General features: G+C 69.6%; 12 protein-coding genes. 3 read left to right on the forward strand and 9 right to left on the reverse strand.

Going from position 1 to position 13,657, the window contains the following annotated elements; genetic code table 11:
* Positions 1–3: 3 nt before the first annotated feature.
* The 5 genes from ACP7BP_RS08395 to ACP7BP_RS08415 all read right to left on the reverse strand — a co-directional run bounded on the left by ACP7BP_RS08395 (position 4) and on the right by ACP7BP_RS08415 (position 5,443).
* Complete coding sequence (locus tag ACP7BP_RS08395) at positions 4–1,038, reverse strand: LLM class flavin-dependent oxidoreductase (RefSeq protein ID WP_426244119.1); 1,035 nt, start codon at positions 1,036–1,038, stop codon at positions 4–6.
* A gap of 67 nt (positions 1,039–1,105) precedes the next feature.
* Complete coding sequence (locus tag ACP7BP_RS08400) at positions 1,106–2,851, reverse strand: cytochrome b (protein WP_426244120.1); 1,746 nt, start codon at positions 2,849–2,851, stop codon at positions 1,106–1,108.
* Positions 2,848–3,921 carry a Rieske 2Fe-2S domain-containing protein gene (locus ACP7BP_RS08405; protein ID WP_426244121.1) on the reverse strand — a complete coding sequence of 358 codons (1,074 nt, stop codon included), beginning with the start codon at positions 3,919–3,921 and terminating at the stop codon, positions 2,848–2,850. The genes ACP7BP_RS08400 and ACP7BP_RS08405 overlap by 4 nt, the downstream gene beginning before the upstream one ends.
* On the reverse strand, positions 3,918–4,790 hold the full coding sequence (locus tag ACP7BP_RS08410; RefSeq protein ID WP_426244122.1) for a c-type cytochrome: 873 nt from the start codon (positions 4,788–4,790) through the stop codon (positions 3,918–3,920). Before ACP7BP_RS08410 ends, ACP7BP_RS08405 begins: the two co-directional genes overlap by 4 nt.
* Positions 4,791–4,822: 32 nt before the next feature.
* A complete protein-coding gene (locus ACP7BP_RS08415; protein ID WP_426244779.1) occupies positions 4,823–5,443 on the reverse strand; it encodes a cytochrome c oxidase subunit 3 in 621 nt (206 codons plus the stop codon).
* A 92-nt stretch (positions 5,444–5,535) separates the two neighbouring features.
* Here ACP7BP_RS08415 and ACP7BP_RS08420 point away from each other — a divergent pair, with 92 nt between their 5' ends.
* Genes ACP7BP_RS08420 through trpD form a run of 3 tightly spaced genes read left to right on the forward strand, consistent with a single transcriptional unit; the run spans position 5,536 to position 7,928 of the window.
* Entirely contained in the window at positions 5,536–6,459 is a 924-nt protein-coding gene (locus ACP7BP_RS08420; protein ID WP_426244123.1) for a cytochrome c oxidase assembly protein, read from the forward strand.
* A 10-nt stretch (positions 6,460–6,469) separates the two neighbouring features.
* On the forward strand, positions 6,470–6,892 hold the full coding sequence (locus tag ACP7BP_RS08425) for a hypothetical protein (protein WP_426244124.1): 423 nt from the start codon (positions 6,470–6,472) through the stop codon (positions 6,890–6,892).
* A gap of 7 nt (positions 6,893–6,899) precedes the next feature.
* Positions 6,900–7,928 carry an anthranilate phosphoribosyltransferase gene (gene trpD / locus ACP7BP_RS08430; protein WP_426244125.1) on the forward strand — a complete coding sequence of 343 codons (1,029 nt, stop codon included), beginning with the start codon at positions 6,900–6,902 and terminating at the stop codon, positions 7,926–7,928.
* Here the strand turns inward: trpD and ACP7BP_RS08435 are convergent.
* The 4 genes from ACP7BP_RS08435 to ACP7BP_RS08450 all read right to left on the reverse strand — a co-directional run bounded on the left by ACP7BP_RS08435 (position 7,917) and on the right by ACP7BP_RS08450 (position 13,640).
* Complete coding sequence (locus ACP7BP_RS08435) at positions 7,917–8,552, reverse strand: GNAT family N-acetyltransferase (protein WP_426244126.1); 636 nt, start codon at positions 8,550–8,552, stop codon at positions 7,917–7,919. The genes trpD and ACP7BP_RS08435 overlap by 12 nt on opposite strands.
* A 29-nt stretch (positions 8,553–8,581) precedes the next feature.
* Positions 8,582–11,470 (reverse strand): Ig-like domain-containing protein, encoded by a 2,889-nt coding sequence (locus ACP7BP_RS08440; RefSeq protein WP_426244127.1) that lies wholly within the window; start codon positions 11,468–11,470, stop codon positions 8,582–8,584.
* 90 nt (positions 11,471–11,560) lie between these two features.
* Positions 11,561–11,839, reverse strand: coding sequence for an Lrp/AsnC family transcriptional regulator (locus tag ACP7BP_RS08445; protein ID WP_426244128.1), 279 nt, complete (start codon positions 11,837–11,839; stop codon positions 11,561–11,563).
* Positions 11,840–11,849: 10 nt separating this feature from the next.
* On the reverse strand, positions 11,850–13,640 hold the full coding sequence (locus ACP7BP_RS08450; protein WP_426244129.1) for a DEDD exonuclease domain-containing protein: 1,791 nt from the start codon (positions 13,638–13,640) through the stop codon (positions 11,850–11,852).
* Between the last annotated feature and the right edge of the window lie 17 nt (positions 13,641–13,657).

Genomic DNA, 13,657 nt, shown 5'->3' on the forward strand with positions numbered 1-13,657 from the left:
GCCTCAGTCGTCGCTCAACAGCTGGTGCACCCGGGGGATGACCTCGCGCCCGTAGAGCTCGATGGTCCGCATCAGCTGGTCGTGCGGGAGCGGTCCGTTGCTGTACTTCAGGTCGAAGCGCGACAGGCCGAGCGTGCGCACGGTGTCGGCGATCCGGGTGGCGACCGTCTCGGGCGAGCCGACGAACAGCGCGCCGTGGTCGGCCTCGGCCTCGAACCCCTCGCGGGTCGCGGGCGCCCAGCCCCGCTCCCGGCCGATGCGGTCGCGGTTGGCCTTGAAGTGCGGGAAGAGCAGCTCCCGGGCCTCCGCGTCGGTGTCGGCGACGAAGCCGGGGGAGTGCACGCCGAGCGGCAGCGCCTCCTGTCCCAGCTCGGTCAGCGCCCGCCGGTAGAGGTCGGCGTACGGCGCGAAGCGGGCCGGCTCGCCGCCGATGATCGCGAGCATCATCGGGATGCCGTAGCGCGCGGCACGCACCACCGACTCCGGTGAGCCGCCGACGCCGATCCAGGCCGAGAGCCGGCCGGACTCGGTCTTGGGGTAGACGTCGGCGTCGACCAGTGGCGCCCGGGTGCGCCCGGACCAGGACACGGGCGTCTCGGACAGCAGCGCGTTGAACAGGTCGAGCTTCTCCTCGAAGAGCGCCTCGTAGTCGGCCAGGTCGAAGCCGAACAGCGGGAACGACTCGGTGAAGGAGCCACGGCCCAGGGTGATCTCGGCGCGGCCGGAGGAGACGGCGTCGAGGGTGGCGAACTTCTCGAACACCCGGACCGGGTCGTCGGAGGACAGCACGGTGACCGCGGTGCCCAGCAGGATGCGTTCGGTGCGGGCGGCCGCAGCGGCCAGCACGATCTCGGGCGCGGACACGGCGTAGTCGTCGCGGTGGTGCTCGCCGACTCCGAACGCGTCGACGCCCACCGAGTCGGCCAGCACCGCCTGCTCGACGGTGTTCCGGAGGACCTGCGCGTGCGAGAGCCGTTGACCGTGCTCGTCGACCGTGACGTCGCCGAAGGTGTCGAGGCCGAAGCTGACTGTGCTCATTGATCCTCCGGACGGTTCAGGGCCCGGCCATCACTGGTCCGGGCCCTGAGCGGTTGGTTGGCGCACCTCAGTGCGAGCGGAGCTCCTCACCGTCGACGGCATGGTGACCGTCGAACTGGTGACCGTCCGCCGCGTGGTCGAGGCCGGCCTGGAGCTCGTGCTCGTGCTCCGCGTGGTGATGGGCCTCGGCCAGCTCCTCGGCGGTCGGCTTCTGCACGTTGGCGCCGAACATCGCCTTGGACAGCTTGGCCCGCATCGAGTTGGCACGGGTGCCGGGAGCCGCCACGCCGTTGGCGTCGACGTCGGACTCGAGCTCGTAGATCTCGTCCCGGTCCCGCGCGGTCAGCGTGTAGGCACGCTTCTCGTCGATCGGCAGGTGCCGCTCGGTGTAGCCGCCGTCGGCCGACCGCATGATCACGCCGGTCTCATAGCCGTGGAGCAGCGTCTCGTTGTCGTGGCGCTGGAGCGAGATGCACCAGCGACGCGTGATCACGAACGCGATCAGCGGGCCGATGAAGATGGCGGCGCGCATGAAGTAGGTGATCTGGTTGATGCTCAGGTTGAGCCTGATCGCGATGATGTCGTTGCCGCCCGCGGCCCAGGCGAGGCCGTAGAAGGTCATCAGCGACACCATGACCGCGGTCCGGGTCGGAGCATTGCGAGGACGCTGCAGCAGGTGGTGCTCGCGCTTGTCGCCGGTGATCCACGCCTCGACGAACGGCAGCATTATCACGATGCCGAGCATGAGCGGCGGCAGGATCAGGATCGGCACCATGACGTTCCACGAGATGGTGTAGCCGAAGATCACCGACTCGACGCCAGGCATGATCCGGAGCAGGCCGTCGGGCCAGCCCATGTACCAGTCCGGCTGGGAGCCGGCGGTGACCTTGGTCGGGTCGTAGGGACCGAACTTCCACACCGGGTTGATGCTGAGCAGCGCACCCATGACCGCGGTGACGCCGAAGACGATGAAGAAGAAGCCCCCCGCCTTGGCGGCGTAGACCGGCAGCATCGGGAAGCCGACGACGTTCTGCTCCGTGCGGCCGGGGCCGGGCCACTGGGTGTGCTTGTGGTAGACGAGCAGCAGCATGTGGGCGGCGATCAGGGCCAGGAGCAGGCCCGGGATCAGCAGCACGTGGATGGTGAAGAGCCGGGGGATGATCGCGTCGCCCGGGAACTCACCGCCGAAGAGGAAGAACGACATGTAGCTGCCGACCACCGGGGTGGCCTTCAGGAAGCCGTCGGCGGCGCGGATGCCGGTGCCGGAGAGCAGGTCGTCGGGCAGGGAGTAGCCGGTGAAGCCCTCCAGCGTGCCCAGCAGGAGGAGCAGGCACCCGATCACCCAGTTGAGCTCGCGGGGCTTGCGGAACGCTCCGGTGAAGGCCACGCGCAGCAGGTGGACCATCATCGACGCCACGAAGAGCATCGCGGCCCAGTGGTGCATCTGCCGCATGAGCAGGCCGCCGCGCACGTCGAACGAGAGCTTCAGGCTCGAGGCGTAGGCCTCGGACATGTGGATGCCGCGAAGCTGGTCGTAGGAGCCCTGGTAGGCGACCTCGCCCATGCTGGGGGTGAACCACAGCGTCAGGAACACGCCGGTCAGCAGCAGGACGACGAAGCTCCACAGCGCGATCTCACCGAGCATGAACGACCAGTGGTCGGGGAAGACCTTGCGCAGGTTCTTCTTCATGACGGTGGCCAGGCCCAGGCGCTCGTCGGCCCAGGTGGCGATGCTCCCGGCCCGACCGCTGCTCTTGGGGGTGGCGGGCTTGCCGGCGTTGGTCGTGGCCACCTTGCTGGTGTCGACGCTCATTGCCTCTCACGCTCCCAGTAACTGGCCCCGATGGGCTCTGTGAAGCCGCTCTGTGCAACAAGATACCCCTCGTCGTCGACAGCCAGGGGCAGCTGCGGGAGGGGACGGGCGGCGGGGCCGAAGATGACCCGTGCCGAGTCGGCCAGGTCGAAGGTGGACTGGTGGCACGGGCACAGCACGTGGTGGGTGGTGCGCTCGTAGAGGGAGATCGGGCAGCCGACGTGGGTGCAGATCTTGGAGTAGCAGAGGATGCCGTTGACCGACCAGTTGTCCCGGCCGCGGCCGGGGACGATGTCGTCGGGCTCCATACGCACCACGATGACCGCGCCCTTGGCCTTCTGGACCTGCAGCGGGACGCCCTCGATCTCCTCGTAGCCGTTCTCCTCGGTGGGGAACAGCGCCTCGGGCGCGGCGTTGACCAGGTCGCCGACCTCGATCTCGGACGCCTTGATGGGCGTGCCGACGACGTCACGGACCACGCGCATGCCGGGCTTCCAGATGGTCTGCGCCAGCTTGTCGCCCGGGAGCGGGCCTAGGTCGCGCAGGAGTACGACGGCCGGCAGGCCGAGCAGGCCGACCGCGCCGAGCAGCGAGTTGCGCACCAGCGGGCGGCGTCCGATCCCGGACTCCATGATGCCGGTGTCGAGCGCCTCCAGCGTGGCCGCGCGGTCGTCGTCGGAGGAACGGCCCGGGTGCCGCATCTCGATGATCTCGTGATCGGCCATCAGCTTTCGGGCCCACTGGATGACCCCGATGCCGATGAAGAGCAGCGCTCCGCCGAGGGCCAGGCCGAGGGCCACCGTGGAGGCGCCCAGGCCGGCGAAGGTGTCGACGGAGTCGCCGATCTCGAGGCTGAAGTAGGCGATGACGAAGAGCACACCGCAGACCATCGAGAGGAAGAACAAGGTCGCGATCTGGCGCTCGGCGCGCTTGCCCAGCCGGTCGTCGACGTCGGTCGGCCGCCAGACGTGCGGCGGGAGACCGGGGTCGGCGATGGGCTCCTGGGTGGTGGCGGGGACTGCGCTGGCGTGGGAGCCGACCGCAGGCACGCCATCGTGCGTGTCGCTCATGCGTCCACCTTCTTCTTCGTGCTGCGCGTCGTGTGCGCCGCGATCCACACGGCGAAGCCGACCAGGCCGCCGATGCCGACGATCCAGGCGAACAGGCCCTCGGAGACGGGGCCGAGGCCGCCGAGACCGAAGCCGCCGTACTCGGGCGTCTCCTGGATGCTGCCGAGGTAGGCGATGACGTCGCGCTTCTCCTCGGGCGAGAGGTTGCCGTTGCTGAAGTTCGGCATGTTCTGCGGGCCGGTCAGCATGGCCTCGTAGATGAAGCGGGGCTCGACGCCGTGCAGGGACGGGGCGTAGCCGCCGCGCGGCATGGCTCCGCCGGAGCCGTTGAAGTTGTGGCACGCCGTGCAGTTGGTGAGGAAGATCTGGCCGCCACGGACGATGGCCGCCTCACGCTCCTCGTCGGAGAGCCCGTCGATGCTGTAGTCGTCGGCGTCGGGGATGTCGGGGCCGGGCGCCAGCGAGGCGACGTACGCGGCGAGGGCGCTGACCTCCTCGTCGGTGTAGACGGGCTCCTTGCGGGGCACCTGAGCACCGGGCTGGGCCATCGGCATCCGGCCGGTGCTGACCTGGAAGTCGACGGCAGCGGCGCCGACGCCCACGAGCGACGGACCGATCTGCTTGCCCTCGCGGACGGTCGAGATGCCCTCGCCGTTCTGGCCGTGGCAGAACGAGCAGCCCACGAGGAAGAGCTCGCGGCCCTGGGCGGCGAGCTCGGCGTCGCTCTCCTGCTCCTGCGCCTGCGCGGGAGAGAAGGCGGTGTAGAGCCCACCGGTGAGGAGGAGGCCGAGGAGCAGGAGCACGACGCCGGCGAGCGGGGCGCGCCGGTGCCGTGAGAGGCGACCTGCAGTTCGGTTCAGGAGACGCACATTGAGTCCTTGTCAGGTCCGGATCCGGGGGCTTACTTGATCAGGTAGATCGTGGCGAACAGCCCGATCCACACCACGTCGACGAAGTGCCAGTAGTAGGACACGACGATGGCGCTGACCGCCTGCTCGTGGGTGAACTTGCGGGCGATGTAGGTGCGGCCGAGGACGAAGAGGAACGCCACGAGCCCGCCGGCGACGTGGAGGCCGTGGAAGCCGGTGGTGAGGTAGAACATCGTGCCGTAGCCCGAGCTCGGGATCGTCACGCCCTCGTGGATCAGCTCGGCGTACTCGAGCGCCTGGCCGCCGATGAAGATGGCGCCCATGATGTAGGTGAGGATGAACCACTCGCGCAGGCCCCAGCCGCCGACCTTGAGGATCGAGCCCCGGCGGCCGACCTGACCGCGCTCCGCCGCGAAGACGCCCAGCTGGCAGGTCAGCGACGACAGCACCAAGATCACGGTGTTGACCGACGAGAACGGCACGTTGAGCTTCTCGGTCTCCTGTGCCCACAGGTCGGTGCTGACCGCGCGGATCGTGAAGTACGACGCGAAGAGGGCAGCGAAGAACATCAGCTCGCTCGAGAGCCAGATGATCGTGCCCACGCTGACCATGCTTGGTCGGTCGTGGTGCCCGTGTAGTCGGGATGCCGGAATCGTCGTCGCGGTGGCCACGAAGTCATTATGTCGGTAGCCATGACCGAGGGGCACCTGGGCCCCTCCCGTTTCGTGGTCATATTGTTCACAGGGTGTCCAGCGCCCCGCCCGACCTGCCCGAGATCACGCTCGGCCGGGTGTTCACCGACTGGGGGCTCGACCCGGTCCCCTTCGTGATCACGGTCTGGGTGGCGGGCCTCTATCTCGTCGGCGTGGCCGTGATGCGGCGGCGCGGGGACCGCTGGCCGGTGGGTCGCACGGTCGCCTTCGTCGCGGTGGGGATGGGCGCGTTCCTGTTCGCCACGGCTTCGGGTCTCGCGCGCTACGACACCACCCTCCTGTCGGCCCACATGGTCCAGCACATGATCCTGTCGATGGTGGTGCCGCTGTTCCTGGCGTTGGGGGCCCCGGTCACGCTGGCCCTGCGCACGCTGCCGGCGCGACCGCGTCGCTGGCTGCTCGCCCTCCTGCACTCGCCGGTCGCGAAGGTGCTCTCCTTCGCCCCACTCGCCTTCGCGCTGTACGTCCTCTCCCCGTGGGCCCTCTACTTCTCTCCCTGGTACGACGCGAGCCTGCGCTCGGCGTACGTCCACGAGCTCATGCACGTGCACCTGGTGCTGGTCGGGTCGCTGTTCTTCTGGCCGTTGATGGGCATCGACCCGGTGCCGGGCCGGGTGGGCTACCCGGCCCGGATGCTGCTGACGGTGCTGACGCTGCCGTTCCACGCGTTCCTCGGCGTGACGATCATGGGCCAGTCGACGCTGATCGGCGGCGAGTGGTACCTCGCCCTGCGGGAGGGGCCGATGGGCGCGTGGCTGCCCGACGCGATGGACGACCAGCACGTCGCCGGCGGTCTCCTGTGGGCGTCGGGTGACCTGATCGGGCTGGTCTTCTTCGCCGTGCTCTTCACCCAGTGGGTGCGCTCGTCGATGGCGGAGGCGAAGCGCGAGGACCGCCGGCTCGACCTCCTGGAGGAGCGAGCGGCCGCCGATGCCGCGCGCTCCCCGGACCGGTAGCATCGGCGCCGTGACCGACACAGCCGCCGCCCGGACCGCGCCCCTGAGGGTGCTGGTCTACTCCGACGACATCGACACCCGTCAGCAGGTCATCCTCGCGCTGGGTCGTCGTCCGCACCCCGATCTGCCGGAGCTCGAGTACGTCGAGGTCGCGACGGAGCCGGTCGTGATCCAGAACATGGACGCCGGTGGCATCGCGCTCGCCATCCTCGACGGCGAGGCCGTCCCGGCCGGGGGCATGGGCATCGCCAAGCAGCTCAAGGACGAGATCTTCCAGTGCCCGCCGGTGCTGGTGCTGACCGGCCGGCCCCAGGACGCCTGGCTGGCCACCTGGTCCCGGGCCGAGGCCGCCGTCTCACACCCGATCGACCCGGTGGCCCTGGCCGAGGCGGTCGTCTCGCTGCTCAGGTCGCGGGTGCCGGCGACGGCCTGACCCGGCCATGACCACCACCTGGGCCGACATACTCTCCACCCTCGTCGCAGGCACCGACCTGTCGTCGCAGCAGACCGAGTGGGCGATGGGGCACGTGCTCGCGGGCGCTGCCACGCCGGCACAGATCGCCGGCTTCGCCGTCGCCCTGCGCGCCAAGGGGGAGACCGTCGACGAGGTCGCCGGCCTCTCCGACGCGATGCTCGCGGCCGGCAACCCCATCAAGGTGTCCGGCCGGCTGCTCGACGTCGTCGGCACCGGCATGGACCGGTCGATGTCGGTCAACATCTCCACGATGGCGGCCATCGTCGCGGCTGGCGCCGGTGCCCGGGTCGTCAAGCACGGCTCTCGCTCGGCGTCGTCGACGTCGGGGTCCGCCGACGTGCTCGAGGCGCTCGGCATCCGCCTCGACCTGCCGGTCGCCCGGGTGGCAGCGGTGGCCGAGGAGGCCGGCATCACGTTCTGCTTCGCGGCCGCGTTCCACCCGGCGATGCGGCACGCCGCCGCCCCGCGGCGGGAGCTCGGCATCGGCACGACCTTCAACTTCCTCGGCCCGCTCTCCAACCCGGTGCGACCGGACGCCCAGGCCATCGGCTGCGCCGACCTGCGGATGGCGCCGATCATGGCCGAGGTCTTCGCCCGCCGCGGACTCGACGCGTGGGTGTTCCGCGGTGACGACGGCCTCGACGAGCTCACCGTCTCGACCACGTCGACGCTCTGGGCCGTGCGTGGCGGCGAGGTCACCCGCACGATCGTCGACCCGGCCGACCACGGCATCGCACTCAACCCGGTCGAGTCGCTGCGCGGCGGCGACGCGGCTCACAACGCCGACGTCGTCCGCCGGATGCTGGCCGGCGAGACCGGGCCCGTGCGTGACGCCGTACTCCTCAATGCGGGCGCCGCCCTTGCTGTGTACGACGCCGGCGAGGGGACGGTCGGCGAGCAGCTGCAGCGCGGCCTCGACCGGGCGACCGAGGCGGTCGACTCCGGTGCCGCGGCGGCGACGCTGGACCGCTGGGTGGCGGCCTCAGGCCGCTGAGGGCAGCTCGAGCACGAAGGACTCGCCCTCGCGGCGGAACCCGAGCCGGCCGTAGTAGGCGCCGACCATGCGGGGCGGTGTCACCACGCGCCGGAGACCCAGGCTGGTGAGCAGGCCGCTCTTGCGCCACACGAACTCGCCGGGGGAGAAGTCGCGGTAGCGGGGCGTCACGTAGTCGAGCAGCACGTGTGCCGTGTCGCCGTCGGCGTGCAGCAGGACGACCCCGACGGTCTCGTCGCCGCGCTGCACGAGGTAGGCGTGGTTGTCGGCGTGCGACTCCCAGCGGAAGTCGGGCTGGAAGACGAGGATGTCGGGGCCGTGCAGCCGCAGGATGTGGCGGAGGTACTCGTCGTCGTGACGCACCTGCAGCACCTCGAACGCGGCGTCGTCGTGCCGATCGCGCAGCAGTCGCACGATGAACCACACGTTGATGGCACAGAGCACGGCGTTCATGCCGACCATCGGCCACACCTCGACCAGGGCGTTGAAGACCACGAGCAGCACGCAGGCGGCGAGGTTGAGCACGCGGAAGCGCAGCACGCGTGACTGGAGGAGGGAGTAGACCAGCAGCGCGCTGCCTCCCCAGCCGAGGATGTCGAGCCAGTGGTCTTCGAGCCAGGTCACGGGGGGAGAGTACTGGCCCACGCCCGCGATCAGCGGATCTTCGAGGTCAGCTTGCTCTCGGTCAGCGGGTTCCCGGCTCCGTCCCGGATCGCGGCACTGTTCAACGACACGAAATAGGAGCCCGGCTTGAGCTTCTTCTTCGGCTTCAGCGTCAGGCCGTTGCCGGGCTTGAGCATCTTGACCGTGGCCTTTATGGCCTTGGCCTTCTGCTTCGACTTCTTCGACTTCGACTTGGTCTCGAGGTAGAGCTTGACCGTCTTCGCGCTCGCTCCGACGACCTTCTCGCTGAACATGATCTTGATCGTGCTCTTGGGCTTGAGCTTCTTCGGAGTGAACTTGACGACCTTCGGGGCCGTGGAGTCGAGGCTGAGGGCGCGGCCGGCACTGGTGCCGAGCGGCTTATCAGCAGCATCGAGTGCCGTGACCGTCCAGGTGTAGTCACCGGTGGCCAGGCTCGAGGGGGCGTACGCAGTGGCGACCGTCTTGAACGTCGACGTCGAGCCGCTGGCAGCGCGGACCTGCAGCGAGTACGACGCGGCCCCGACGACGTCACTCCATCGGAAGAGCGCGGCGGTTCCCGACAGCCTGGCCCCAGGTCCCGGACCCAGCAGCTCGGGCGCCGTTCCGCGTGAGACGAACGAGCCGGTGGCCGACCAGGGGCCCACGTTGCCGCTCGAGTCGGTGGCACGCACGCGCCACACGTAGGCGCTGCCGTCAGCGGGAATCGGCTGGTTCCACGCGTACGACGCGTTCTTGACCGTGGTACCGAAGACCTTGCTCGCGGGTGAGAACGCCTGGTCGTTGTTGCGGTATACCTCGACGGTGTAGCTCGACGCGAACGCCTGCGGAGCCCATTCAAACGGGGTCGTGCCGGCCACGGCGGCTCCGCCAACGGGCGATTGCAGGGCCACCGGCGGGCTCGACTTGGTGAACGTGACGGTGGGTGACCAGGTCAGGCCGTTCTTCTCCGAGTCACGCGCCTGCACGCGTACGTAGAGCGTGCGCTCGGGATACAGGTCGTCGTACGCCGTGTAGGTCGTCTGATCCACGTACTTCTCGTCAACGTACGGCGCGCTGAAGGAGGGCTCGTCATCGACCTGGACGTGGTAGTCCAGGGCCGTCTGGATGCCGGCCTCGCCCATGGAGCCGTTGGCGAGGTTGGAGGCGAGGTAGTCGTCCCACGTGAACGTGACGTCGTGGCCGGCCACGTTGTTCGCTGCCAGCCCGGTGACTGCTGGTGACGCCTTGACGAACGACACCGTGCCCGGCAGCGGTGCCGGCTGGGACACCGGCGTCGGCCCGCAGTTGTCGAACGCATCACAGGGCTGGACATACCAGAAGTAGGGCTTGCCGGCCTGGCTCTCCGGGAGCGCGGAGACCTCGTCACTCAGCTTCAGCGCCAGCCGGCTGTAGGCGGTTCGAATCGGGTTCCGGATCTCCGAGGTAGTGAAGTTCTCGTCCTGGGCGAAGAAGACCCTGTACTCCGCCGCGCCGGGCATGGGGTCCCAGGACAGCACCGGAGTCGCGCGAAGGGCCGGGCAGGTGACGGCCTTGCAACCCTTGGCCGGGTCGTCGCTGCCGGCCCCTGTGAGGGCGACCTTGTGACCTGTGATCGGCGCGTTGACGTCGACCATGGTGCCCGGCGGGTTGGGACCGTTCCAGGTGAAGGCCTGGGTGGAGCTGAAGATGCCCGGCAGGCCACCGCCGGGGTACGGCAGGTCGATCGGTCGGACGCGCCAGTAGTAGGTGGTGTCGGGCGGTGGGAACCTGCACTCGCTGCCGCCGGCGCCTCGCGGGACGTAGGTGGTGCCTGCGACGTCGCACGACGAGACGTTGTTGTTGAAGTTCGGGTCGGTCGAGACGTACAGCTCGTAGTGGCTGGCGTGCTGGGCAGGCGTCCACTGGAAGTAGGGCGCCCCCTGCGTGGTGGCCCCGAGCGGGTAGAGCGGCTGCACCTGGTCGGGCCACGCCCTCTTGAAGTTGTTGACCGACTGGGCCCACGGTGTCGGCTGGCCGGCGAGGTCCTTGGCGCGAACGCGCCACCAGAACTGGTCGTTGGCGAGCGTCGTCGGCGGCGAGTACCGGGTGCTCTCCACGTTGGTGAGGCTCAGCGTGACGTTGTTGAAGCCGGCGTCCAGGGCGACCTGGAGGTCGTACGCCGCGGCGCCCGGCACGGGCTGCCAGTCGAGGACGACGTCCTCTATGAGGTAGTCGGCACTGTCGATGGGGAAGGACAGGACCGGTGTGGCCAGTGGCTGGATGACGAACGAGACGGGGCTAGACGGCACGCTGCGCAGGGACGACGTCTTGATCGCCGTCACCCGCCAGAAGTAGTCACCGGCGCCGAGCGGGTCGGGGACGACCAGGGACGTCGTCTTGGTGGTGTAGCTGCGTGCTCCGATGAAGTCGCTGTCACCGTCGACCTCGACGATGTAGGACGTCGCGCCCTGGCTGGTCTCCCACCGCAGGAGCGGCGGTGACTGCGGCTGGGGCAGGGAGGCACCGTTGGCGGGTGCGGTCGGGACGGGAACGTCGACCGGGCTCACGTCGAACGAGCCGGCGGACCAGCCTGAGCTGCCGCCGGAACCGGTTGCGCGCACCCGCCAGAAGTTCTTGCCGGACTTCAGCGCCTCGGTGGGTACGGCGCGGGTGTTCTTCGTGGAGGCGTTGAACTCGGTGGACCCGAACCCGGAGTCGTCGTCGACCTGGACCTGGTATCCGGTGGCACCCGAGACCCGGGACCAGCCGAGGATCGGCGTGCTGGCGTTGAGCCGGTCGACCGAGAGACCGTTCGGCGAGGAGACGGCCGCGGCCGCCATCGACACGGCCCCCGGACCGACGACGCCGACACCCACTGCGAGCGCGGTGAGGGCCGAGGCGACGATGCGGCGTGCCTGGACGCCCTGACCTGCTGACATGACCGTTCTCCCCTGTTACCGAGTGGTACCGGGCCACGCTAGGTGAGTGGTCGGGGGCTGTCAGAGGAATGAGATGAATCGGTCCGATCGTCAGTCGAGGCCCAGCGAGAACGCCGACTCCAGGTCGTGGCGGGAGTAGGCGCGGAAGGCGATGTGGGTCTCGGTGGCCGTAACCCCGTCGACCTTGTTGAGCTTGTCGGCGACCACATTCGCGACGTCGTCGTGGTTGGTCACCCGCACCAGCGCTATCAGGTCGATCTGGCCGGTCACGGAGTAGACCTCGCTGACGCCGTCGAGGGCGGCGATCGCCTCGGCCACCTCGGGGATGCGTGCGACGTCGGCCTTCACGAACACGATGGCGGTGATCATGGAGGACACGCTAGCGGGCGGGGCGGTGCACCGGGCTGGGCAGGCGCTGCTCGTCGAAGGGCACCAGCGAGAGCCGCGAGTGGTTGGCAGCGTCGTAGACAGACAGGTGCCGGGTCGCGCCGGCCACCGGGCACGCCCACTCGCCGTCGACGTCGATGAGCCGGATGCCGGGGGCCTCGAGCCAGCGCAGCACCTTCTCGGTCTCCTCAGCCGTGGCAGCCGGCACCGGGCCGGGTGCGCCGCGCACCGACTCGGCGCTGGCGCGGAGCTCGGCGACGTACTGGAGGGCGTCCGCGCCGGACGGGATGACCCCGGCCGCCGCCAGCCGGCCGTATCGGACGACGTGCACCGCCCATCGGCCGTCGTCCTCGCGGCGACCCGCCACCACCTCCGGGCACCGGGTGAGGGCGGAGAGGCGCTGGGTGCGGGCAGCGGCACGCACGAACGACGACAGCCGGTCGCGATGCACGCCGGCCTCCTCGAACCGCTCGAGCTGCGCCAGCGACGACATGCGCCGGTTGATCGCCTCGACCACCTCGTCGGGACTCTGGAGCAGGGCGTCGCGCAGCTGGCGGACCAGGGCGGCGTACGTGGTGGCGTCGACGCTCCCGTCGCAGGGCGAGAGACACCGACCCATCTCGGCCAGCACGCACGCCGACCGGGTTGCGGCGGTGGGTGTGTGCGGCAGCTTGTCGGAGCACTGGCGCAGCGGGAAGGTCTCGTGCAGCGCGGCCAGGCACTTCTCGGCGGTGCGGCGCGAGGAGAAGGGACCGAGGTAGTCGGCGGCGTCGTCGAGCACCCGGCGCACCAGTGAGAGCCGGGGCCAGGCCTCGCGGGTGAGCTTGACGAAGTGGACCTTCTCCGGGAAGCGGGAGCGGCGGTTGTACTTCGGCTTGTGCTCGGCGATCAGTCGCAGCTCGCGCACCTCGGCCTCGAGCGGGGTCGCGCACTCGATGCCGGTGACGACGGTCGCCAGGTTGACCATCTCGCCCATCCGAGAGCGCGTCTCTGAGGCGGTGAAGTAGGTGCGGACGCGGGAGCGCAGGTCACGCGAGGTGCCGACGTAGAGGACGCGGGCACGGTCGTCCTTGAACAGGTAGACGCCGGGGGAGTGCGGCAGCGCCTCGGCGAGGTGGCGCTTCCTGCGCTGGGCTGCGCTGACCCGGGAGCTGAACGTCTGCAGCTCCTCGAGCGTGTGGACGCCCAGCCCCCCGAGGCGCTCCATCAGGCCGTGCAGGACGTCGACGGTGGCGCGTGCGTCGGCCAGCGCCCGGTGGTTGGGCGTGGTCGCGGAGTTGAAGACCCGGGCCAGCGACGACAGCTTGCAGTTGGGCGCGTCGTCACGGGTGATGACGCGCCGGGCCAGCTTGGCGGTGTCGAGCACCTCGAACCGTGGCCACGGCCGACCCTGCTCGCGCGCGAAGTGCTGGAGGAAGCCGACGTCGAACGGCGCGTTGTGAGCCACCAGGACGGTGCCGGCCGCGAACTCCAGGAACGCCGGCAACGCAGACTCGATCGGCGGCGCGTCGCCGACCATGGCGTTGGTGATGCCGGTGAGCACTGCGATGAACGGCGGGATCTCCGAGCGCGGGTTGACGAGGGTCTGGAACTCGCCGAGCACCTCCCCGGAGCGCACCTTGACGGCGCCGATCTCGGTGATCATCGAGCCCGCTGCCGCCGAGCCGCCCGTCGTCTCGAGGTCCACCACTGTGAATGTGATGTCACGCAGCGGACGGCCGAGCTCGTCGAAACTGCGTTGCGCCTCCCACCGGGAGGCTGCACTCCGCACGGCAGTGCTCATGCCCGGGCTCATGTCCC

The sequence above is a fragment of the Nocardioides sp. LHG3406-4 genome, assembly GCF_049897745.1.
In the GTDB taxonomy this organism is placed as follows: Bacteria; Actinomycetota; Actinomycetes; order Propionibacteriales; family Nocardioidaceae; genus Nocardioides.